29 protein-coding genes, 1 tRNA gene and 1 pseudogene are annotated in these 21,398 nt (G+C 60.5%); 19 read left to right on the top strand and 12 right to left on the bottom strand.

Annotated features, from left to right (window positions below; translation table 11 throughout):
• Nucleotides 1-3: 3 nt before the first annotated feature.
• Both mlaD and ACR0CE_RS14320 read left to right on the top strand, forming a co-directional pair.
• Nucleotides 4-456 carry an outer membrane lipid asymmetry maintenance protein MlaD gene (gene mlaD / locus ACR0CE_RS14325; protein ID WP_209505747.1) on the top strand — a complete coding sequence of 151 codons (453 nt, stop codon included), beginning with the start codon at nt 4-6 and terminating at the stop codon, nt 454-456.
• A complete protein-coding gene (locus tag ACR0CE_RS14320) occupies nt 453-824 on the top strand; it encodes a DUF2155 domain-containing protein (RefSeq protein WP_480833027.1) in 372 nt (123 codons plus the stop codon). Before mlaD ends, ACR0CE_RS14320 begins: the two co-directional genes overlap by 4 nt.
• Here ACR0CE_RS14320 and aat read toward each other — a convergent pair.
• The 4 genes from aat to ACR0CE_RS14300 form a co-directional block, all read right to left on the bottom strand.
• Nucleotides 770-1,411, bottom strand: a complete 642-nt coding sequence (aat, locus tag ACR0CE_RS14315; RefSeq protein WP_480518959.1) for a leucyl/phenylalanyl-tRNA--protein transferase — start codon at nt 1,409-1,411, stop codon at nt 770-772. The genes ACR0CE_RS14320 and aat overlap by 55 nt on opposite strands.
• A 48-nt stretch (nt 1,412-1,459) precedes the next feature.
• Nucleotides 1,460-2,809: an acetyl-CoA carboxylase biotin carboxylase subunit gene (gene accC, locus ACR0CE_RS14310; protein WP_480488403.1), complete on the bottom strand. Its 1,350-nt coding sequence runs from the start codon at nt 2,807-2,809 to the stop codon at nt 1,460-1,462.
• A gap of 9 nt (nt 2,810-2,818) precedes the next feature.
• Nucleotides 2,819-3,313 carry an acetyl-CoA carboxylase biotin carboxyl carrier protein gene (gene accB / locus ACR0CE_RS14305; RefSeq protein ID WP_267364694.1) on the bottom strand — a complete coding sequence of 165 codons (495 nt, stop codon included), beginning with the start codon at nt 3,311-3,313 and terminating at the stop codon, nt 2,819-2,821.
• Between the two features lie 151 nt (nt 3,314-3,464).
• Complete coding sequence (locus ACR0CE_RS14300) at nt 3,465-4,001, bottom strand: LuxR C-terminal-related transcriptional regulator (RefSeq protein ID WP_209505755.1); 537 nt, start codon at nt 3,999-4,001, stop codon at nt 3,465-3,467.
• Nucleotides 4,002-4,210: 209 nt separating this feature from the next.
• On the opposite strand from ACR0CE_RS14300, the gene ACR0CE_RS14295 reads away from it, so the two are divergent.
• The 5 genes from ACR0CE_RS14295 (at nt 4,211) to ACR0CE_RS14275 (ending at nt 10,120) form a co-directional block, all read left to right on the top strand.
• Entirely contained in the window at nt 4,211-5,503 is a 1,293-nt protein-coding gene (locus tag ACR0CE_RS14295; protein ID WP_480833026.1) for a helix-turn-helix domain-containing protein, read from the top strand.
• 77 nt (nt 5,504-5,580) lie between these two features.
• Nucleotides 5,581-5,961, top strand: coding sequence for a response regulator transcription factor (locus ACR0CE_RS14290; protein WP_480484506.1), 381 nt, complete (start codon nt 5,581-5,583; stop codon nt 5,959-5,961).
• A complete protein-coding gene (locus ACR0CE_RS14285) occupies nt 5,958-6,266 on the top strand; it encodes a hypothetical protein (RefSeq protein WP_209505761.1) in 309 nt (102 codons plus the stop codon). The genes ACR0CE_RS14290 and ACR0CE_RS14285 overlap by 4 nt, the downstream gene beginning before the upstream one ends.
• A complete protein-coding gene (locus ACR0CE_RS14280; protein WP_480833025.1) occupies nt 6,266-8,944 on the top strand; it encodes an ATP-binding protein in 2,679 nt (892 codons plus the stop codon). Before ACR0CE_RS14285 ends, ACR0CE_RS14280 begins: the two co-directional genes overlap by 1 nt.
• Before the next feature lie 78 nt (nt 8,945-9,022).
• Nucleotides 9,023-10,120: a FliM/FliN family flagellar motor C-terminal domain-containing protein gene (locus tag ACR0CE_RS14275; RefSeq protein WP_480833024.1), complete on the top strand. Its 1,098-nt coding sequence runs from the start codon at nt 9,023-9,025 to the stop codon at nt 10,118-10,120.
• 3 nt (nt 10,121-10,123) lie between these two features.
• Here ACR0CE_RS14275 and ACR0CE_RS14270 read toward each other — a convergent pair whose 3' ends face one another.
• From ACR0CE_RS14270 to ACR0CE_RS14255, 4 genes are read right to left on the bottom strand one after another with little or no spacing between them, the layout of a single operon-like run.
• Nucleotides 10,124-10,555, bottom strand: a complete 432-nt coding sequence (locus tag ACR0CE_RS14270; RefSeq protein ID WP_209505768.1) for a protein tyrosine phosphatase family protein — start codon at nt 10,553-10,555, stop codon at nt 10,124-10,126.
• 9 nt (nt 10,556-10,564) lie between these two features.
• Nucleotides 10,565-10,999, bottom strand: a complete 435-nt coding sequence (locus ACR0CE_RS14265) for a DUF6691 family protein (protein WP_480518974.1) — start codon at nt 10,997-10,999, stop codon at nt 10,565-10,567.
• The gene (locus tag ACR0CE_RS14260; protein ID WP_480833023.1) at nt 10,999-11,427 is read right to left on the bottom strand and encodes a YeeE/YedE family protein; all 429 of its coding nucleotides are present in this window, start codon (nt 11,425-11,427) and stop codon (nt 10,999-11,001) included. The genes ACR0CE_RS14265 and ACR0CE_RS14260 overlap by 1 nt, the downstream gene beginning before the upstream one ends.
• 34 nt (nt 11,428-11,461) lie before the next feature.
• On the bottom strand, nt 11,462-12,325 hold the full coding sequence (locus ACR0CE_RS14255) for an MBL fold metallo-hydrolase (protein WP_480495066.1): 864 nt from the start codon (nt 12,323-12,325) through the stop codon (nt 11,462-11,464).
• 244 nt (nt 12,326-12,569) lie between these two features.
• Between ACR0CE_RS14255 and ACR0CE_RS14250 the strand changes: the two genes are divergently transcribed.
• Nucleotides 12,570-12,785 (top strand): hypothetical protein, encoded by a 216-nt coding sequence (locus ACR0CE_RS14250; RefSeq protein WP_209505776.1) that lies wholly within the window; start codon nt 12,570-12,572, stop codon nt 12,783-12,785.
• 9 nt (nt 12,786-12,794) lie between these two features.
• On the opposite strand, the gene ACR0CE_RS14245 is transcribed toward ACR0CE_RS14250, so the two are convergent.
• Together ACR0CE_RS14245 and ACR0CE_RS14240 are read right to left on the bottom strand one after the other, a co-directional pair.
• Complete coding sequence (locus tag ACR0CE_RS14245) at nt 12,795-13,013, bottom strand: hypothetical protein (protein ID WP_209505778.1); 219 nt, start codon at nt 13,011-13,013, stop codon at nt 12,795-12,797.
• Nucleotides 13,006-13,242, bottom strand: coding sequence for a hypothetical protein (locus ACR0CE_RS14240; RefSeq protein ID WP_480560306.1), 237 nt, complete (start codon nt 13,240-13,242; stop codon nt 13,006-13,008). Before ACR0CE_RS14240 ends, ACR0CE_RS14245 begins: the two co-directional genes overlap by 8 nt.
• Before the next feature lie 17 nt (nt 13,243-13,259).
• Here ACR0CE_RS14240 and ACR0CE_RS14235 point away from each other — a divergent pair, with 17 nt between their 5' ends.
• Entirely contained in the window at nt 13,260-13,523 is a 264-nt protein-coding gene (locus ACR0CE_RS14235; RefSeq protein ID WP_267366625.1) for a DUF2312 domain-containing protein, read from the top strand.
• 270 nt (nt 13,524-13,793) lie between these two features.
• Here ACR0CE_RS14235 and ACR0CE_RS14230 read toward each other — a convergent pair.
• A tRNA-Thr gene (locus tag ACR0CE_RS14230) sits at nt 13,794-13,868 on the bottom strand.
• 83 nt (nt 13,869-13,951) lie between these two features.
• Here ACR0CE_RS14230 and ACR0CE_RS14225 point away from each other — a divergent pair.
• From ACR0CE_RS14225 to ACR0CE_RS14185, 9 genes are all read left to right on the top strand, one after another.
• The gene (locus ACR0CE_RS14225; protein ID WP_209505784.1) at nt 13,952-14,107 is read left to right on the top strand and encodes a hypothetical protein; all 156 of its coding nucleotides are present in this window, start codon (nt 13,952-13,954) and stop codon (nt 14,105-14,107) included.
• A 6-nt stretch (nt 14,108-14,113) separates the two neighbouring features.
• Nucleotides 14,114-15,382, top strand: a complete 1,269-nt coding sequence (gene murA, locus ACR0CE_RS14220) for a UDP-N-acetylglucosamine 1-carboxyvinyltransferase (RefSeq protein WP_480773887.1) — start codon at nt 14,114-14,116, stop codon at nt 15,380-15,382.
• Nucleotides 15,379-15,855, top strand: a complete 477-nt coding sequence (locus ACR0CE_RS14215) for a DUF2948 family protein (protein ID WP_480560300.1) — start codon at nt 15,379-15,381, stop codon at nt 15,853-15,855. The genes murA and ACR0CE_RS14215 overlap by 4 nt, the downstream gene beginning before the upstream one ends.
• Nucleotides 15,856-16,377, top strand: a complete 522-nt coding sequence (locus ACR0CE_RS14210; protein ID WP_480833022.1) for a GNAT family N-acetyltransferase — start codon at nt 15,856-15,858, stop codon at nt 16,375-16,377.
• 61 nt (nt 16,378-16,438) lie between these two features.
• On the top strand, nt 16,439-17,740 hold the full coding sequence (gene hisD / locus ACR0CE_RS14205; RefSeq protein ID WP_480833021.1) for a histidinol dehydrogenase: 1,302 nt from the start codon (nt 16,439-16,441) through the stop codon (nt 17,738-17,740).
• A gap of 98 nt (nt 17,741-17,838) precedes the next feature.
• Nucleotides 17,839-18,318, top strand: a complete 480-nt coding sequence (locus tag ACR0CE_RS14200; protein WP_171722821.1) for a UPF0262 family protein — start codon at nt 17,839-17,841, stop codon at nt 18,316-18,318.
• Nucleotides 18,319-18,321: 3 nt separating this feature from the next.
• Nucleotides 18,322-18,780, top strand: a complete 459-nt coding sequence (locus ACR0CE_RS14195) for an arsenate-mycothiol transferase ArsC (protein WP_209505795.1) — start codon at nt 18,322-18,324, stop codon at nt 18,778-18,780.
• On the top strand, nt 18,777-19,175 hold the full coding sequence (locus ACR0CE_RS14190; protein ID WP_480833020.1) for a ketosteroid isomerase-related protein: 399 nt from the start codon (nt 18,777-18,779) through the stop codon (nt 19,173-19,175). Before ACR0CE_RS14195 ends, ACR0CE_RS14190 begins: the two co-directional genes overlap by 4 nt.
• On the top strand, nt 19,168-19,761 hold the full coding sequence (locus tag ACR0CE_RS14185; RefSeq protein WP_480833019.1) for a GNAT family N-acetyltransferase: 594 nt from the start codon (nt 19,168-19,170) through the stop codon (nt 19,759-19,761). The genes ACR0CE_RS14190 and ACR0CE_RS14185 overlap by 8 nt, the downstream gene beginning before the upstream one ends.
• Nucleotides 19,762-19,832: 71 nt before the next feature.
• On the opposite strand, the gene ACR0CE_RS14180 is transcribed toward ACR0CE_RS14185, so the two are convergent.
• Nucleotides 19,833-20,951: a class I SAM-dependent methyltransferase gene (locus ACR0CE_RS14180; RefSeq protein WP_480833018.1), complete on the bottom strand. Its 1,119-nt coding sequence runs from the start codon at nt 20,949-20,951 to the stop codon at nt 19,833-19,835.
• A gap of 88 nt (nt 20,952-21,039) precedes the next feature.
• Here ACR0CE_RS14180 and ACR0CE_RS14175 point away from each other — a divergent pair.
• Nucleotides 21,040-21,333 (top strand): annotated as a pseudogene (locus tag ACR0CE_RS14175) (transposase); the annotation flags it as partial.
• Nucleotides 21,334-21,398 lie beyond the last annotated feature (65 nt).

Raw genomic sequence — 21,398 nt, 5'->3', positions numbered from 1 at the left:
AAGATGTCGACCCATAACTGGACCGAAGTTGTTGTCGGAGGCGTCGTATTGGCCGGTGCCCTTGCTTTTGGTGTTTATGCCAGCCAATCGACCGGCCTGTCGCAAGGTGCTGCGGGCTATGAGTTGGGCGCCTCGTTCCGGTCGCTGGAAGGGGTTGGCGTCGGCACGGATGTCCGTCTTGCCGGTGTGAAAATCGGCACCGTTACCGGGGTCAAGCTGAACCCGGATACCTATCGTGCCGACACGACTTTCTCTGTTGCCGAAGGCGTGCTTGTGCCCGATGACAGCGCCATCGTGATCTCTTCCGAAGGGCTGTTGGGTGGAAACTTTGTCGAAGTCATGCCTGGCGGTTCACCCTTCTTTTTTGAACCCGGAGATGAGATTCAGGATACCCAGGGTGCGGTCAGCCTGATCTCGCTGCTGGTCAAGTTCGTAGCCGGAGATGGCAGCGAATGATGCGCGCCGCCCTGTTTGCCCTGTTGCTGGCTGGTGGAACCGGTGCCGCGGCGCAGCAGAAAGTCAACTCTGGCCCCAGTGCCATGCTGCGGGGGCTCGACAAAGTCAGTGGCCAGACGGTTGATATCGAATTGCAGACAGGTCAGACCGAAGCTGTTTTCGGGCTGGATGTGGCGCTGGGGGATTGCCGGTATCCGGTGGATAACCCGACTGGCGATGCCTTCGCCTATCTGACCATTTGGGAAACGGGCAAAGCGGATCAGCTGTTTGACGGCTGGATGATTGCGACCTCTCCGGCGCTGAATGCGCTGGATCACGCGCGGTATGACGTTTGGGTCATCCGCTGTATCACGCCTTCTGCGGACTGAGTGATCGGCGCGGCAAAGTCAGCGCTCTGGTTCAGGGCTTCTTCCAGTTCTTTCTTGTAAGCCCCACGCGGGATTTCGATCGCCCCAAGGGATGCCAGATGCGCGGTCAGGAACTGCGTGTCAAACAGGTGAAAGCCGGTTTGCCGCAGCCGGTCCACAAGATAGGCGAGCGCGATTTTCGAGGCATCCGTGCGGCGCGAAAACATGCTTTCGCCAAAGAACGCGGCCCCCAGCGTCACACCATAAACGCCGCCCACCAGTGCCGCTCCGTCCCAGACTTCCAGAGAATGCGCATGACCGGACTGGTGCAGCTGGCGATAAAGGGCGTGCAGTTCCGCGTTGATCCAGGTATCGGATCGGTCGGCGCACCCATCAACAACGCCGGAAAAATCCCGGTTGATTGAAATCCCGAACCCGCAGTTCCGGATGCGGCGGGCCAGACTGCGCGAGATGTGGAACCCGTCCAGCGGAAATATCCCGCGAAACTTGGGATCAACCCAGAACAGTTCAGGATCGTCGCGGTGTTCGGCCATCGGGAAGATACCGATGGAATACCCGTGCAGCAGCAGTTCGGGGGTCAGGCTCATGCCGGTGATAGGGCGACCAGAGGGCGCGGGCCCTCTGGCACATGGCCCTTATTTTTCCATGTTCTCCGCAAGCCAGCGCTCCAGCCAGTGGATGTTGTACTCGCCGCTGTGCAGATCGGGCTCCTGCAACAGGGCGTGGAAAAGGGGTACGGTGGTGTCGATACCGTCGACGATCAACTCTCCCAGCGCGCGTTGCAGACGCGCCAGCGCCTCGGCCCGGTCGCGGCCCTGCACGATCAGCTTGCCAATCAGCGAGTCGTAATAGGGCGGGATCGAATAGCCGTCATAAAGCGCCGAATCCATCCGTACGCCCAAACCGCCCGGCGCGTGATAGGCCGTGATCTTGCCGGGGCAGGGCGAAAAGTTCGGCAGCTTCTCCGCGTTGATCCGGACCTCGATGGCATGGCCGTTGATCTTCAGATCGTCCTGACCGAATGACATCGGTTCACCCGCTGCGACAAGGATTTGCTCGCGCACCAGATCGACGCCGAAAATTCCTTCGGTGACAGGGTGTTCCACCTGCAGGCGGGTGTTCATCTCGATGAAATAGAACTCGCCCTTTTCATACAGGAACTCGATGGTGCCAGCGCCGATATAGTTGATCTTGGCGACCGCGTCGGCGCAGATCTTGCCGATCCGGGCGCGCTCTTCGGCGGTGATGCAGGGGCCGGGGGCCTCTTCAAAGACCTTCTGGTGACGGCGCTGCAACGAACAATCGCGCTCGCCCAGATGCACCGCATTGCCCTTGCCGTCGCCAAAGACCTGAATCTCGATATGGCGCGGCGTGGTCAGATATTTCTCGATATAGACCTCGTCATTGCCAAAGGCGGCCTTGCCTTCGGCGCGTGCGGTCATGAAGGCGCTTTCCATCTCGTTCGCGTTCATCGCGACTTTCATGCCGCGCCCACCGCCGCCAGCCGTGGCCTTGATGATGACGGGATAGCCGAATTCCTCACCGATGCGCTTGGCGTCGGCCAGCGTGGGAACGCCACCGTCCGAACCGGGAACGCAAGGCACACCCAGCGCCTTCATCGTGTCCTTGGCGGTGATCTTGTCGCCCATGACGCGGATATGTTCCGCGGTGGGGCCGATGAACGTGATGCCATGATCTTCGACGATCTGCACGAACTCGGCGTTTTCGGACAAAAAGCCATAGCCGGGATGGATCGCCTGCGCGCCGGTGATCTCACAGGCCGAAATGATCGCGGGCACCGACAGATAGCTTTGCGGGCTGGGCGGGGGGCCGATGCAGACCGATTCGTCCGCCATGCGCACATGCATCGCGTCGCTGTCGGCGGTGGAGTGGACGGCAACCGTCTTTATCCCCATCTCGCGCGCGGCGCGGATGACGCGCAGGGCGATCTCGCCTCGGTTGGCAATCAGGATCTTGTCGAACATGGGCCCGCCTTACTCGATGATGACCAGAGGAGTGCCGAACTCAACAGCGTCGCCATCGCCCACCAGCACGCGCTTGACGGTGCCCGATTTGGGGGCGTGGATGTGGTTCATGGTCTTCATCGCTTCGACGATCAGCAGCGTGTCGCCTTCAGACACTGTCGCGCCGACGGAAATGAACGCGGGCGCGCCGGGTTCCGGCTGCATATAGACCGTGCCCACCATGGGCGAGGTGACAGCGCCCGGATGGCTGGCCGGATCTTCGGCAGCAGCAGGGGCCGCCGCGGGGGCCGCAGCCGGTGCCGCAGCAGGGGCGGGCGCTGCCGCAGGAACAGCCATCTGAACCGGAGCGGCCACGGTCTGTGTCATACGGCTGACGCGCACGTTCAGGCTGTCTTCTTCGCCATATTCGCGTTTGACCTGCAACTCGGTCAGATCGTTTTCGCGCAGCAACTCGGCCAGAGCCTTGATGAATGCCACATCCGCTTCGTGTTTGGTGTCTGTCATGAGTATCCTCGACGGTTCCCCTTTGGCCCGTCTGTTTCTTGCGGGCTCTGATCAAATTACGCAGGGTTATAGGCTAAGCGGCGGTGCATGAAAAGCGCCGACTCGCACCATCTGGCATGCGTTTCACGCGTAATTTAAGGGGTCGAACGCGTCACAGGGGCATCCCCGATAATTTGGCGACCAGTTCAGACAGCTTTCGTGCGCCGAATTTTTCAAGCAAACGGGCGCGGTAAGCCTCGATTGTGCGGTAACTCAGGCCCAGCTCTGCTCCGATTTCCTTGGCCGACAGGCCGCGGCAGGACAGGATGGCCACTTCGCGTTCACGGATGGTCAGCTCAACCAGCGGTCGTTCCTCGGATATGTCGGAAAAGCTCCAGATACCGTGGCGGAACGGGTCGTCGGGCGTCAGCGACCGGCCCCGGGCGCGGCACCAGAACAGATCCCCGCTACGGCGGCGCATGACGCGCTCATCCGTGTAATATCCGGTGCCGCGCATCACTTGCAGGCTGCGTTCGCCGATCCTCTCCCAATCGGCGACCGAAGGGTAAAGGTGCAACAGCGGCATGTTGCGATAGTCGTTTTCTTCTCCGCCAAAGGTGCGGGCAAATTGCAGGTTACAGCGCCGGATGATCCTGTTTTCCAGCTCAACAAGCCCGATCGGCGCATATTCAAAGGCGGGGTCGCTCATGCGTGTATGGTGCCGGGAAAGCGCGCGGAAATGAAGGGGGGATGCGATGTCTTGCGCCAGATTGACGCCCGAAACCGATGCTGTGGTCTGCGCCAGTTTGTGAAAGTTGTAAATGTCAGTTGAAAAGAAATGATTAACCTATGGAAACAGATGCTATAATCTGAAAACGAGCGTGAAATTCGACGGGTCTGAATTCAGGGAAAGTAAGCATGCGCGACACGTTGACAGGCAGTCGCATTCGCGAAAGACGGCAGATTGCCGGGCTGCGGCAGGCCGAACTGGCGCGGCAGGCCGGAGTATCGGCGTCTTATCTGAACCTGATCGAACACAATCGCCGCAGGATCGGAGGCAAATTGCTGGTCGATATCGCGGCGGCGCTGGGCGTTGAACCTTCGGTCCTGACACAGGGGATCGAGGCAACTCTGGTTTCCGCCCTGCGCGAGGCGGCCGAGGATGCGGTCGGGCAGAAGGCCGAGGTTGACGGGCTCGAGGAGTTCGCCGGGCGCTTTCCCGGCTGGGCCGGTGTTCTGGCGCAAATGCATCGCCGTGTCGTGTCTTTGGAGCGGAACGTCGAAACCCTCTCCGACCGCCTTACGCACGACCCGCAACTGGCCGCGTCGATGCACGAGGTTCTGTCAACCGCCGCCGCGATACGCTCGACCGCCGCGATCCTTGCGGATACCCAAGATATCGAGGCCGAATGGCGCGAGCGTTTTCACAAGAACCTGCATCAGGATGCCGAACGGCTGGCAGGCAGTTCCAAGGCGCTGGTGACCTTCCTCGACGAAAGCGACTCGGCGGTTGATCCACGTGCCGTTCCCCTGGAAGCGGTCGAAGCTTTCTTTGAAGCCCGCGCCTACACGATTTCCGAACTGGAAGACGGGGGTGATGTGGACGCGGTTGACCTGAGCGGGCTCAATACCTCGGCGGCGCGCACCGTCGCGCGCGAAGTTCTCAGGATCTATCGCGCAGACGCGCAGGCGCTGCCGCTGGAGGCCGTCAAAGCGGTTGTTCAGCAGGGTGATCCGAACCCCATCGAACTGGCGCAGCGGTTCTCGGTTGATTTTGCCACCGTCCTCAGGCGCCTGGCCTTTCTGCCGGATGGTATCCTGTCGCAACCGGTCGGCATGGTGCTGTGCGACGCGTCTGGAAGTATCCTGTTTCTCAAGCCGATTCAGGGGTTTACCTTGCCCCGACACGGCGATGTCTGCCCGCTTTGGCCGCTGTTTACGGCCCTCAGCCGTCCGCTGGTGCCGGTGCGCAAGCAGGTCGTCCTGACCGGCAGGTCCTCGGCCGTGTTCGAATGCGTCGCTTATGCCTGGCCGCATGCGGTGTCGGGATACGATCAGGACCCGGCCTATCGCTCGGTCATGGTGGTGCGCCCGGTCAGGGACCCGTCAGACGAGGTGCCGGTCACTCAGGTCGGGCCAAATTGCCGTGTCTGCCCAAACCGCGATTGCAAAGCCCGGCGCGAGCCGTCGATTTTGAGCGAAGGTTTTTGACACGTTCATGACAGACCGCTTAATCTGGCGGGAACCGGTCTCGGGATGGAAGACCGGTTATGGGAGGAACTGAACATATGAGCCGAAAGGTTCTGCTGATTGAGGACGAACCGAACATCGCCGAGGCTATCCGGTTCCTGCTGTCGCGCGAGGGATGGCAGGTCGAAACGCATGGCGACGGAACGGATGCGGTTCAGGTGATCCAGGGGGCGCAGCCCGATCTGGTCATTCTGGATGTCATGCTGCCGGGCAAGAACGGTATGGATATCCTTCGGGAACTCAGAAAAATGGAGGAACTGGCAGGCTTGCCGGTTCTGATGCTGACCGCACGGGGTCAGTCGCGCGACCGGGAAATGGCCGAAAACGCAGGCGTCAGCCGCTTCATGACCAAACCGTTTTCCAATGCCGAAGTTCTGACAGCCGTGCGTGACCTTCACGCGCAGGCGACGCGCTTATGATGTCCGGCGAGGGCAACAAGACCAAACCACCGGGCACACGCCCCTCGCTTTTTCTGGAACGACAAAGCTATCGTCGTCACAGGCTGACGGATGCCGCCCGGATTTTGCCCTTTCTGGGTGCGGCGCTGCTGGCCCTTCCGTTGCTGTGGCCAGACCCGTCCGGCGGGGATGCGGCGGTGCCCCTGTCTTCGGCGATGTATTACATATTCCTCTGCTGGGGCGCGCTGATCCTGGCCGGGTTTGTCTTTGGGCTGGCCGCCCGCCGCATGGCCGCGCGCGAGGGATCGGACACGGGCGCTGAGTGATGGCCACCATAAACGTTCTGATTCTGGTTTGCCTTGCCTATGTCGTGTTCCTGTTCGCAGTGGCCTTCGCCGCGGATCGCATGGCTGCGGCCGGGCGCGGCAAATGGTTGCGTTCACCCGTGATCTACACGCTGTCCCTGTCGATCTATTGCACCGCCTGGACATTTTATGGCGCGGTGGGCAACGCCGCGCGGTCGGGGCTGGAATTTGTCACCATCTACCTCGGTCCGACGCTGGTGATGGTCGGCTGGTGGTGGGGGCTGCGCAAGCTGGTGCGCGTCGGGCGCAGCCAGCGGGTCACCTCGATCGCCGACCTGCTGTCGTCCCGGTATGGAAAGTCGAATACGCTGGCGGTCTGCGTGACCATTCTGGCGGTGCTGGGCGGCACGCCCTATATCGCGCTGCAACTGCAATCCATTACCCTGTCATTCTCGATCTTTGCCGAGGCTGACCCGTCAGGCCTCTATCGCGAAGGGTCCAGCGTGTTCTGGGTCGCGGCTGGACTGGCCGTGTTTGCCATCCTGTTCGGCACCCGCAATCTGGACGTGAACGAACGTCACCATGGCGTGGTCACGGCCATCGCGGTCGAGGCCGTTGTCAAACTGTTTGCGCTGATCGCCGTGGGCGTTTTCGTGGTGTGGGGGATCGCGGGTGGAATTGGCCCGATGATGGACCGGATCGACGCCTCGGAAATCGGCCAGTGGAACGTCGATGCCGGGCGCTGGACGACGTTCATCTTTCTGTCGGCCGCCGCCTTTATCTGCCTTCCCCGGATGTTTCAGGTGATGGTGGTGGAAAACGATGACGAAGGCCATCTCAGAACCGCTGCCTGGGCTTTCCCGCTCTACCTGCTGTTCATGAGCCTGTTTGTCGTGCCCATCGCCGTGGTCGGACTGGACCTGCTGCCCCAGGGCGCCAACCCCGACCTGTTCGTTCTGACCGTGCCGCTGTCCCAGGGCAATGACTGGCTGGCAATGCTGTCCTTCATCGGCGGGTTTTCCTCGGCAACCTCGATGGTCATCGTCAGTGCGATGGCCCTGTCGACAATGGTGTCGAACCATGTGGTCATGCCCATCTGGCTGAACACGCAGGAAGGCACCGGCTCGGTATCGGGCGATGTGCGCAACATTGTCCTGATGGCACGCCGAGTTTCCATTGCCGCCATAATCGCGCTGGGCTTTTTCTACTACCGGCTGTCCGGGGGCGGTGCCGCGCTGGCCTCGATCGGGTTGATCGCCTTTGCCGGTATCTCGCAGATCCTGCCGGCGCTGGTTGGGGGGCTGTTCTGGCGCAGGGCGACCCGGACCGGGGCGCTGGTCGGGCTGACCGTTGGCTTTGTGCTGTGGATATACACCCTGCTGCTGCCGGGAATGGGCGGCGCGTGGATGCCCGAAACCGTGCTGCAAAACGGCTTGTTCGGCCTTGGCTGGCTGCGCCCTCATGCCCTGTTCGGGATCGAGGGGATCGATCCGATGGTGCATACGGTGATGTGGTCTTTGTCCCTGAACACGCTTGCCTTCTGCGTCGCGTCCCTGCTCAGCTTTCCCAGCCCCTTGGAACGGTTGCAGGGGGCACAGTTCGTCAACGTCTTTGATCACTCGGTCGCGCCGCGCGGGTGGTCCGGGTCGGTGGCGCAAAGCGAAGACCTGATGATCATGACGCAGCGCATTCTGGGCACCGGCCCCACGCAGGAATTCTTTCAGGCCGAGGCGCGAAAACAGGGTGGCCGTTCGCACTTGCCGGAACCGACGCCGGGCTTTCTCAACCGTCTGGAACGCGAGCTCAGCGGCTCGGTCGGTGCGGCCATGGCCCACGCGATGATCGGCCAGATCGTGGGCGGATCGTCGGTCTCGGTCGAGGATCTGCTGGCCGTGGCAGACGAATCCGCGCAGCTGCTGGAATATTCCGGCCAGCTCGAGGAAAAGTCCTCCGAACTCAGCCGAACCGCACGCCAGCTGCGCGAAGCCAACGCGAAGCTCACCCAGATTTCCGAACAGAAGGACAGCTTCCTGAGCCAGGTCAGTCATGAATTGCGCACGCCGATGACCTCGATCCGGGCGTTTTCGGAAATCATGCGTGACACCGATGGCCTCAGCCGCCAGGAGCAGACCCGCTATGCCGCGATCATTCATGACGAAGCCCTGCGCCTGACCCGGCTGCTCGATGATCTGCTGGATCTGAGCGTGCTTGAAAACGGGCAGGTCAGCCTCAATCTCAGCGATGACAGCCTGCGCTCGGTTCTGGACCGCGCCGTGCCCAGTGCTCTGGCCGGGGCGGACCGAAAGATCACCGTCCGCCGGACCCGCGCGGCCGAGCGCATCTTTCTGCATACGGATCTGGATCGGTTGGGACAGGTGTTCATCAACCTGATCTCGAACGCGCAGAAATACTGCGATGCGGACGATCCGGTGCTGGTCATTTCCGCCCATGATGTTGGCGGGCGGGTCATCGTCGACTTCATCGACAATGGCAGCGGCATCCCACCGGGTGCGCGTTCGATGGTGTTTGAAAAGTTTGCCCGCGTGGGCGGCGACAAGGCTGGCGGAGCGGGGCTTGGTCTGGCCATCTGCCGCGAAATCATGCAGCGGCTGGGGGGTGAGATTACCTATCTGCCGGGGCAGGGCGGCGCGGCCTTCCGGATCAGCCTGCCACAGGCCTATCAGCAGGCGGCGCAGTGACGCGGCCATAAAGGACTTGGTAACGCCCGAGGGTGTAAACCGGTTGCCAGGTGCTGGAACAATTGGTGATCGGGCGTCATGTCACAAGATGTCAATGCCGCGTTGGCGCGCAAACTGTCCGTTGGGCAAAAGGATCTGGGGGAGCGCCCACGCTCGGTTCTGCGGGCGCTGCGCCTTGGGTTCGCCCGGGCGGCGGGCGAGCGGCTGAACCTGCCGCTGGCGGTTATCGGGGCAAAGCAATCCAACCAGTCGCAGCAGGTGCCGGGGGACGCGGCGGGGCAGGATTGGCTGCTGCTGGTGTTTGACGGCCCCGAAGGCCGCGCCGCGGCCTGTCTCAACCCGAATGTGGTCTCGGCCATTGTTCAGGCCCAGACCATTGGTCAGGTCCTGCCCGGTGATCCCGGCGCACGCACGTTCACGGATACCGACGCCGCCATCGCGGCCCCCTTGATCGAAGCCGCGTTGACCGGTTCCGCCGCTTTGTTCGACGCTTCAAGCGATCAGATTTGCCTTGCAGGGCTGGAATTTACCTCGCGCGCCAAGGATTTGCGCACCCTGTCACTGGCGATGACGGAAGAGGCGTACCGCATTTTCGAACTGACCGTCGATCTCGCGAACGGAGAGCAGCAGGGCCGCATATCTGTGTTTCTGCCTGAACATCCCGCCGCCTCGGATGAAGCAGAAGATAACGGGGAAAAGGCTGATCTGCGCATGGATCAGTGTTCAAGCGTAATGCGGGCGGAACTGACCGCCGCGCTGTGCCGCATGTCGTTGCCGCTGTCCGACCTCTCGGGACTGCGGATCGGGGACATTCTGCCGTTGCGCGGGGCCCGTCTGGACCGGACCGAGGTTCTGACGATTGACCGGACACGCGCGGGTATCGGTCGCCTAGGGCAATGCGGTGGTCTCCGCGCCGTGCGGCTGAATGAAACCGCTGCATTGCCAGCCCTGACCGGCGCTGACGCGCAGGACTTCATCGCCAGCAAAAGTGGAACACCACCGCAGGATCATCCGGTCGAACCAACTGTGCATGATGCGCACGCCCAGACCGTCCCGACCGGGGTGTCAGATCTGACAGACAGCGATCTGATCGTGAACGATTCCGAACGGATGGTCGCGGAAATCACGCAGCTTGCGGGGCTGGGGCCGACGGACCTTGGCAGCAATACTGAGTGACGCTCAGCCGCTAGTGCCGCGGATCTGGTCCAGCATGGGGCGCAGATTGTCCAGCTGATACCCGGCTTTGCCGGTCGCACTCAGGATGTCGTCTGTGCTCATGTGGTCGCACTGGCCCAGCGCCCAAACCACCGAACACCGCGTGCCCGAGGCGCAATAGGCCAGTACAGGACCACTGCCGTTTTCCGCCATGTCGCGCTGCCGCTTCACGTTCTCAGGCGTCATCGTCTGGTGGGTCAGCTCCAGCACCTCGTATTCCATACCGGCAGCCCGCACCGCTTCGCCGATCGCGTCGGATTGCATGGCCGGGGGAACTTCGGCATTGGGCCGGTTGCAGATCACCTTGGCAAAGCCAGCCTCGGCAATGGCCGGAATATCCTCGACCGTGATCTGCGGCGAGACAGCATAGCGGGGGGTAATCTGACGAATCTCCATGCCAATTCCTTAGGCCGCGTTTGCCGCCCTGTCCAGCTGCGCGCCCAGCGGTGGTGCCACGAACATCCCAGCCGCCATTGCAACCAGAAAGACCAGCCCGCCCAGCCCGCCATAGCTCAGCGAGGCCATTGCCGGTCCGGGGCACAGCCCGGCCAATCCCCAGCCCATCCCGAACAGAACCGAACCCACGATCAGCCTGCGATCAACCTCGGGCTTGGCAGGGGGTGGAAAGGCTCCGCCGGTCAGGGCGTTTTGGCGACCTGTAGTCATCCGCCATGCCACAAGCATCGGCAGAATGGCACCGGCCATCACAAAGGCCAGCGTCGGATCCCAGTTGCCAAACACATCCAGCCAGCCCTGAACTTTTGTGGTGTCCGTCATGCCCGAAATCAGCAACCCGGCACCGAACAGTGATCCGGCGATCAACGCAATGATAAGACGCATCAGATCACTCCCATCACATGACGCAGCAGCACAAGGGTCACGCCCCCGGCAAGGATATAGAAAACGGTGGCCACGATGCCGCGCAGCGAGAACCGAGAGATACCGCACACCCCGTGCCCCGAGGTGCAGCCATTGGCGATCCGTGTACCGATACCGACCAGCAGCCCGGCCAGAATGACAACACCCAGATTGCCGGTAAGATGCGTCTGGGCCTCGGGCGCGATCAACGGGCGCAGAAGAAGGGGCATTCCGACAAGCCCCGCAATAAAGGCCAGCTTTTCGGCCATGCTCCCCTTGGCGCTGCCATCGACAAGGCCGCCCAGAATGCCGCTTGCGCCCATGATCCGGCCATTGCCCAGCAGGTAAACCGCCCCGGCCAGACCGATCACCAGACCGCCGCACAGTCCCCAGATCCACTCTATATTCATGTGGGATTTCCCTTTGTGATTTGTTGTGCCCGCGTCACAGCTTGTTGACCGGCAGTTTCAGGAAAACATCGCCCTGTTCATCCGCCGGAGGCATCTGACCGGCCCGCATGTTGACCTGCAAAGACGGCAGGATCAGGCGCGGCATGGCCAGCGTGGCGTCCCGCGCGTCGCGCATCTCCACGAAGTCTTCGATGCTGCGCCCCTGTCCGATATGGACGTTCAGCGCCTTTTGTTCACCTACCGTTGTCTCCCACGCGTATTCGTCGCGGCCCGGAGCCTTGTAATCATGCCCGACATAGATGCGGGTGTTGTCCGGCAGCGACAGTATCTTCTGGATCGACTGGAACAGCGTAGCCGACGATCCTCCGGGGAAATCACAACGTGCGGTACCAAAATCGGGCATGAACAGTGTGTCACCGACAAATGCGGCGTCGCCAATCACATAGGTCATGCAAGCCGGTGTGTGACCCGGCGTATGCAGCACGTCGCCCCGCATCTGGCCGATGTGAAAACTGTCGCCTTCCTTGAACAGCGCATCAAACTGGCTGCCATCGCGCTGAAACTCGGTTCCTTCGTTGAAAACCTTGCCGAACGTGTCCTGCACGGTGACGATCTGATCGCCAATCCCGATCTTGCCGCCCAGCTCCTGTTGCAGATAGGGGGCCGCCGACAGGTGGTCGGCATGGACATGGCTTTCCAGAATCCACTCGACCTTAAGGTCCTGCGCGCGCACAAAATCGATGATCCTGTCCGCCGAGGTTGTCGACGTCCGCCCCGAGGCATGGTCGAAATCCAGCACGCTGTCGATGATGGCACAGGCCCGCCCCTGAGGTTCATGAACCACGTAGGAAACCGTAAAGGTCTGCTCGTCAAAAAACGCTTTCACTTTCGGTGTCATGATCTTCTCCGTTTCGGTCACGCATATCATATATGTGAATTGGAATGTGATGCAATATCGAACCTGCATTTGATGCCGGTCAAAGCAACCGCTGAAATCCTGGCTTAATCTTTAACCTATCCGCGTCAGATTGCCGAAACTTCGACCATGGCAGGCAATTTCCCGCACAAGGCTACGATATTATCTGCGGGTCGTAATCCCGTTACGTATATTGGGGATACTGGCGCCATTTGGGAGGATGGTTATGACACCGACTGGTCTTTATTCCGAAGCCGAGCAGCTTGAACGTAAGCTTGTGAACGCGGGTCTGGAAACGCGTTTGGCGCTTCAGCCGAGTGTGAGTAAGATTGTTGACCGGATGCGGCAGCAGGGGATGGAGGTGCCTTCGCGCCTGCGTCGTCTGGATGCGGCCTTGTGCGAAGATGCGATTGAAGCGCAGTTTGATAACTTGCCGGTGTGAACCGGATGGTCATCCAAGGGAAATCCCGAGGATGACCAGCATCAATCCAAGCACCGACAGAAACAGCGAGGCCAGGTTCCAGGGCAGAACCCCCTGAACCACCGCGCGCAGCTCGTCATCCGACAGACCGGCCTTGCGCGCCCGCATCACGCGAAGAATGCACCAGACCAGACCGGCAAGCCCGGCCACAGACAGGGCCGCACCGCCCCAGGTGATGAATTCAAACATGGTTCCCCGCATATCCTCGTGACCTGATCACGCGCTTAACGGATCGGTTGGGGTCATACAAGTGCGCCGGCCCAATGGGTGCTTGCGACCCGGGCGGCAGCACTGTATCCGGCATTCCACACCAGGGTTTCAGCCTCTGGGACAGGCGTGTTTCGAAGGTGCCCCCGATGATCGGGCCACCGCCGTTCACCGCCAGCCGTAGGCTGACCTCTTCTGGTTGCAGGTCCATAACCGGGAACAAAAAAGATGAGCATGTCTGAAGAAGCAGAAGCAAATTACAAGGTCACCGCGGGCGAGCTGCGCCAGTTTGTGGAACGTATCGAGCGCCTGGAGATGGAAAAGAAAGACATCGCCGACCAGATCAAAGAGGTCTACGCCGAAAGCAAGTCGCGCGGCTATGACGTAAAGGCCCTGCGCAGCATCATTTCCCTCAGAAAAAGGGACAAGGATGACATCGCCGAGCAAGAGGCCGTCATCGAAATGTACAAAGAAGCGCTGGGCATGAACTAAGCCCGACCGCCGCGAAACGATCTATGGCTCTGGAATGGGTTCAATGCCCTGAAAGAGCCACTGGCCGGGGGGATGCAACGGGCGCGCAGCGGCTCCCCTTGCCAAGCGCATGGTACTACCACGCACAGCGCTCGACGCCTCCGGGCTGTATCGAACCGCCCATAATCCAAACGCGCACCACAAAAGTCTCTGAAACGCCAATGGTCAAAGACGCCGGAACACCCAAACCCTTCCGGATGAAAGCGTGCTTTTTCACAGGAAAATGAAGGATGGTGCTGCTGGAGAGAATTGAACTCTCGACCTCTCCCTTACCAAGGGAGTGCTCTACCTCTGAGCTACAGCAGCGCTGTGGGCGGGTGATTAGACTCAAACGAAACGCGGCGCAAGGGTGTCTGGACGGTTTTTTTCGCCTCCTGTAGAGAAAGATCATGACGGATAAAAATTCACCCAAAAAACAAGGTAAACCCGGCGATGCGCGCGAGGCGCGGCTGAAGGCGGCGCTCAAGGCCAACATGGCGCGTCGCAAGGCGCAGGCCAAGGCGCGCGCGGCCGCGGGGGACAAGCCTGACAAGGACGAGGGATAAGAGCAGATGGATTCGATTCTGGTAACGGGCAACGGCCCGCTGAACGGTCAGATACCGATTGCGGGGGCCAAGAATGCGTGCCTGACGCTGATGCCCGCAACATTGTTAAGCGAAGAACCGCTGACGCTGACCAATGCGCCGCGGCTAAGCGACATCAAGACCATGACCGCGCTGCTGCAATCGCTGGGGGCCGAGGTGTCGTCGTTGCAAGACGGTCAGGTGATTGCAATGTCCAGCCACAGCCTGACCAGCCAGACCGCCGATTATGACATCGTACGCAAGATGCGCGCCTCGAACCTTGTGCTGGGTCCCTTGCTGGCGCGGTTCGGGCAGGCGGTTGTGTCACTGCCGGGCGGTTGTGCGATCGGCGCCCGTCCGATGGACCTGCATGTCGAAGGGCTCGAGGCGCTGGGCGCCGAGATCGAGCTGAAGGACGGCTATCTGCACGCCAAAGCTCCGGGTGGTCTGAAAGGGGCCGTGCATCAGATGCGCTTTGCCTCGGTCGGGGCCACCGAAAATATCGTCATGGCCGCCACGCTGGCCAAGGGCACCACGGTGCTCAAGAACGCCGCGCGCGAGCCCGAGATCGTCGATCTGGTTGAATGCCTGCGCAAGATGGGTGCCCAGATTTCCGGCGAAGGTACCCCGACCATCGAAATTCAGGGCGTCGACCGGCTGCACGGGGCCACACATCAGGTTGTCACCGACCGGATCGAGCTGGGTACCTATATGCTGGCCCCGGCGATTTGTGGGGGTGAGGTCGAACTGCTGGGCGGTCGCATGTCACTGGTCGAATCCTTTGCGGCCAAACTGGATGCGGCAGGCGTCAGCGTTTCAGAAACCGAAGGCGGTCTGAAAGTGGCGCGCAAAAACGGGCGCGTGCGCGCGGTGGATGTGGTGACCGAACCTTTCCCCGGCTTCCCGACCGACTTGCAGGCGCAGATGATGGCGCTGATGTGCACGGCTGAGGGCACCTCGGTTCTCGAAGAACGCATTTTCGAAAACCGCTTCATGCACGCCCCCGAACTGGTGCGCATGGGCGCGCATATCGAGGTGCATGGCGGCACCGCCACGGTGACCGGCGTCGAGCGACTGAAAGGCGCACCGGTGATGGCGACTGACCTGCGGGCTTCGGTCTCGCTGATTCTGGCAGGGCTTGCGGCAGAAGGGGAAACAACGGTCAGCCGGGTCTATCATCTGGACCGCGGATATGAACATGTGGTGCGCAAGCTGGAAGGCGTGGGTGCAAAGATTGAACGGATCAAGGGCCAATGACAGACGCAAGCTTTGAAGACGGGCGCGAGGCGCCGCTTAATCTGGGGGCCGAGGATGCAGATGACCTTCAGGTGATCTCGACCCTCGCGCAGGATGCCGTGTTTCCGGTGACCGAGATGAAGTGGCAACCGGCGCAGCGCCGCTTTGGCCTGCTGCTGAACCGCTTTCGCTGGGAAGACAAGGATGCCGCCGCCCGCCGCGACCGCCCGTTTGAACGGGTGCAGTCGGTGCTGGTCTTCGGTTCGGTTCTCTCGGTGTCCAGTCAGGGCATTGATCGCGGTGACACCGACATGATCATGTCGCTGATGTCGGTCGTTTTCGAACCCGGCGAGGATGGCGCGGGCCATGTCCTGCTGACGCTGGCCGGTGATGGCGCGATCCGCCTGACGGTCGAGGCGCTGGATGCCACCCTCAAGGACGTCACGCGCCCTTATCAGGCCCCCTCCGGTCAGGCCCCGTATCATCCCGAATAGATGCAGAACAAGCGCGGCATATCTCAGGCGTTTTCGAAGGTGCCCGAAGGTGTCACTCTGCGTCGCGCCACCGTTTTCGACGTTTTCGACATCAGTCGGGTTCTGATCCGTTCGATCACGCAGCTCTGCGGGGCCGATCATCAGGGTGACACGCAGGCCATCGCGCAATGGACCGATAACAAGGACCCGGCCTCGATCCGGGGCTGGATCAAACCTGGATCGCAGATCTGGCTGGCTGAACGGGCCGGGCAGGTGGCCGCCGTAGGCGGTTTGTTGGAAACCGGAGAGATCACTCTGCTTTACATCGACCCGGATCATAAGGGCTGTGGTCTGGGGGCGGCGGTTTTGAATCGGCTGGAACGGGAACTGCTCGCGGCGGGATGTTCCTCAGCCTCGCTTGAGGCAACAAAAACCGCGCAGGATTTCTATCTGCGCCACGGCTGGCAGGCTACCGGCCGGTGCTGCGGCCACGGGGATCTGTCCTGCTTTACCATGCACAAATCGCTGCACCCCGTGGGCTGAGGGTTGAGGCCGCGCGCTCCGGGCGATATGTCCCAATGCGCAACGCCCGGAGTGCCAGATCATGCCCGTTTTCCTTGATACCACATCGCCCGATTTCGAACCCGCCTTCCGGACCCTGCTCTCGGCCAAGCGCGAGGACAGCCCGGATGTGGATGCGGTTGTGGCGCAGATCATCGACGACGTACGCAACCGGGGTGACGCGGCGGTGATCGAACTGACGGCCAAATTCGACCGGCTGACGCTGACGCCCGAAACGCTGGCCTTCAGCGCGCAGGAGATCGCAGAAGCGGTGGCGCTGGTCGGGGCCGAAGATCGCACGGCGCTGGAACTGGCTGCTTCCCGTATCCGGGCCTATCACGAAAGGCAATTGCCCGAGGATCAGGAATGGACGGATGCGACGGGCGCAACACTCGGCTGGCGCTGGTCTGCCGTCTCGGCCGCGGGGCTTTACGTGCCGGGTGGGCTGGCATCGTACCCGTCATCGGTGCTGATGAACGCCATCCCGGCCAAAGTGGCCGGTGTGGAACGGCTGGCCATCGTGGTGCCCACGCCCGAAGGGCAGGTGAACCCGCTGGTGCTGCTGGCGGCACAGCTGTCGGGTGTGGACGAGGTCTATCGCATCGGCGGCGCGCAGGCCGTGGCGGCGCTGGCCTATGGCACCGACACCATCGCGCCGGTCGACAAGATCACCGGACCGGGCAACGCCTTTGTCGCCGCCGCCAAGCGGCGCGTCTTTGGCAAGGTCGGCATCGACATGATTGCCGGCCCCTCGGAAATTCTGGTCATCGCCGACAAGGACAATGAGCCTGACTGGATTGCGCTGGACCTGCTCAGCCAGGCCGAACATGACGAAAGCGCGCAGTCGATCCTGATCACTGACGACGCGGCATTCGGCCAGTCCGTCGCGCAGGCGGTCGAAAAACGGCTGGAAACCCTGCAACGCCGTGCCATCGCCGGGGCCAGCTGGCGCGACTACGGCGCGGTGATCACTGTGCGCAACCTGGACGAGGCCGCAGCCTTGTCCAACCGCATTGCCCCGGAACATCTGGAACTATGCGTGGCCGACCCGCGCGCGTTGAGCAAAAAAACCATCCACGCCGGAGCCATCTTTCTGGGTCAGTACACCCCCGAAGCCATCGGCGATTATGTGGGCGGCCCCAACCACGTGTTGCCCACCGCGCGTTCGGCGCGGTTTTCGTCGGGCCTCAGCGTGATGGATTTCCTCAAACGCACCACGCTCAGCCAGATGACCCCCGAAGCCCTGCGTGCCATCGGCCCTGCTGCCGAACAGCTGGCGCAATCGGAAAGCCTCGAGGCGCATGGCCTCTCGGTCACCGCGCGCCTGAACCGCCTGAATGGCTGAAATGACGCAAAGACCGGGCGCATATGGCGTTTCTGTGCGTTGCCCGTTGAATATCATTGCTATAGGTCTGTGCTGACGCAAGGAATGTGACTGTAAAGATGACCCGCATCTCGCATATCGAACTGGATGATAGAAATCTGCCGCCGCCCACGCCCGAGATCGAGCAGGAGCGCAAGGTCGCCATCTATGATCTGCTGGAAGAAAACAGCTTCTCGCTGCCCAAACGCGACGACCGCGTTGTGCCCGAAGGCCCCTATCGCCTTCAGCTTTCGATCCGCGACAAACGGCTTGTCTTCGACATTGAAACCGAGGCCAACGAAAAAGCGGCCGAGTTTCACCTGTCGCTCGGTCCCTTCCGGCAGGTGGTCAAGGATTACTTCCAGATCTGTGAAAGCTATTTCGATGCGGTGAAATCGCTGCCGCCCAGCCAGATCGAAACCATCGACATGGCCCGCCGGGGTATCCACAACGAAGGCAGTCGCGTGTTGCAGGAACGGCTGGAAGGCAAGGCAGATGTCGACACCGACACCGCCCGCCGCCTGTTCACGCTGATCTGCGTTCTGCATTTTGGGGGCTGACGCGTGAAGCCTCTGCCGCAGTCGGTCCTGTTCTGTTGCGACCACAACGCGGTTCGGTCCCCGATGGCCGAGGGGCTGATGAAGAAATTCTATGGCACCGGCACCTATGTTCAGTCCGCCGGTGTGCATAACGATCTGGAAATCGACGGCTTCAGTATCGCTGTCTGCCACGAGGTCGGCGTGGAACTGTCCCGCCACCGCTCGCGCTCCTTTGACGAGATGCAGGAATGGGGCGATGACCTCAGCTCGTTCGATCTGGTCGTGGCGCTGTCGCCCGCCAGCCAGCGTCAGGCGCTGGAACTGACCCGTGTTTTTCACCTCGATGTCGATTATTGGCCAATAATGGACCCTACCGGGATGGGCGAGACCCGCGAACAAAAGCTACATCACTACCGACAGACCCGCGACCAGATCATTCAGCATCTGAAAGACCGCTGGGGCGAACCAACGGAGGGGACATGAACGAGACCGTCAAAACCTATTTCGATGCCTTCAACGCCGGTGACGTCGATGGCATGCTGGCCTGCCTGTCCGATGACGTGGCCCATCACGTGAACGAAGGTCAGATTCGCGTCGGCAAGGACAAGTTCGCCGCCTTTTGCGCCCATATGAACCGCTGCTACCGCGAAAACCTGACCGACATCGTTGTGTTCGAGGCTCAGGGCGGCACCCGCGCCGCGGCCGAGTTCATCGTCAACGGCACCTATCTGGAAACCGACGAGGGCCTGCCCGACGCGCACGGCCAGACCTATCGCCTGCCTGCCGGGTCGTTCTTTGACCTCAGGGACGGCAAGATCACCCGCGTCACCACTTTCTATAACCTTGCAGACTGGACCAAACAGGTCTCGAATGGCTGACGTCAGTGACGTCCGCCCCCTGATCGGAGCGGCACTCGGGGCCGCTTTGGATGATGTCGCCCGCCTGCGGATCCGGGTATTTCACGCCTGGCCCTACCTCTATGACGGCGATCTGGAATACGAACGCAAATACCTGCAATCCTACCGCGACAGCGACAAGGCCATCGTGGTCGGCGCCTTCGATGGCGACCGCCTGATCGGCGCCTCGACGGGCGCGCCGCTGACCGACCACGCCGACGATTTCGCCGCGGCCTTCGCAGACACCGGGCTGGACCTGTCGCAGATCTTCTATTGCGCTGAATCCGTCTTGCTGCCCGACTATCGCGGGCAGGGCGTCGGCCACAAATTCTTCGACACGCGCGAGGGGCACGCCCGCGCTCTGGGCTTTGCCAGATGCGCCTTTTGCAGCGTGCAACGCCCCACCGACCACCCCCTGCGCCCCGACCACTACCGCCCGCTGGATACCTTCTGGCGCGCCCGCGGATACAAGCCCTTACCCGGCGCAATCGCCCAATTCTCGTGGAAAGATATCGGGGAGGAGGGAGAAACGCTGAAGCCGTTGCAGTTCTGGATCAGGGATTTGTAGGGTTCGGGTTGGGGGGCGGTGGAACAGGGATTTTCTGTGTGTTGCCGGAAGTGAGCGGGCAACTGGTTTTTCTATTTTCTGCGCATCAGAAGTGCGTCCTTAAGATGCTTCCAGGGATGACGCTTGGTATGTGCCAACGGCTCAGGTGGAATCGCGAGTGGCCGCATTCCTTTCGCTCCATTTCGATCCGCAACGCAGATATCGCCACCATCAATGCCCAGCCGAGGTATCCACGTAGGTTCGAAGCCTGCTAGTCGGAAACACTTGCAAATAAAGTCTTGCGACCACCCGCTTTCGAACCAGCCAAACTTACGCATCACATAAACAGACTCCGCATCCAGGCGCATTCCCCAATGCGGCCACCAAATTGTATTTACAGGTTCGCCAGCAAGTACGATGCGCCCAGTTGGCCCGAGAAATCCGCTAACTCTCCTAAGAATCTCCAGTGGCCGGACCGCGTGGTGAAGACACTCAAAAAATAGTACCAAGTCGAAATCTTCCCCCGGTTCGACCGTTTCAAAGTTTCCTTGTAGCGCTACTATGGGTAAGTCAAGTCGCGCGCTGCGCTCATTAATCAACTCAACAAAGTCAGGATTTATGTCAACAGCGGTAACTTTTGCCCCGGCAAAGGCCATCATTTCTGAGCTAAGTCCCCAACCAGCACCCATATCAAGAATACGAGCATTTGGAGATGGGTTCGCAATCATCAAAGCCGTCAAGACCGTGCGGCTATGTTTTGAGATAAAGGCGATGTCATTCACGCCATACGGATTTTGTGCAGATACACGACTCGCGACGTCAACGTGAAACATTTCGCCCGACTCTTGATCTAGCTCTCGGCCAGATATCTCAGTGTAAACGGCAAGCTGCTGCTGGAAATACTCTTCGCTGAACGGATCCAGACTAACATTAACTTTTGTTTTGAGCTTAAACTTAAAGTTCTTTGTGGTCTCGCGACCTTGCGGTGACCAAATGCCACCTTCGGCATCACATATTTCTACAAATTGATCGAGAGAATTTGCGTCCCAGGTACTCTGCATAGCTTTCAATTTCTTTTTAATTTTGAGTTTCATATTTCTCGAACGCGCAAAACTAAATTCACAACTGCGCGCAAGAATGCTTACTATAGTAATATCAAAGATCGCATCATATTGAAGTCCCATAGGGGTTTGCCCCGTTGAAAAACTCATGCTTGTTCGTAGGGTAAGTCCTTGGTTCAATTCTTTTTACACGGAGAGAGTGACGATGATGGGACCGAGGCAGGAAGCGTAAACGGCGCTGTTCAACCAGTTCTCCCTTGAGGATCGTGCGGCGCAAGATCACCTGCTGCGGCCGATTGATCGGTTCGTTGATCTGGCGAGCATTTGTTCGAGTTTAGCAATTTTCTATAACCACAGCGGTCGCCCAACGGTTGATCCCGAACTGTTGATCCGCATGTTGCTGTTTGGGTATTGCTTTGAACTCCGGTCGGAGCAACGGCTTTGCAAAGAGGTGCATCTAAACCTTGCCTATCGCGGGTTCCGCCACCTTGATCTGACTGACCGCGTGAGCAACTCCCCAATGTTTGGACAGATTTCGGTGTAATTTAAGCTACTTTTTGCTCCTGCTGATCGGTTTGGATTTCTTCTTTTCTCAGC

Source organism: Ruegeria sp. L11, from assembly GCF_056531755.1.
The sequence above is the reverse complement of the archived record's forward strand: the minus strand, read 5'-3'. Positions and strand labels throughout refer to the sequence as shown.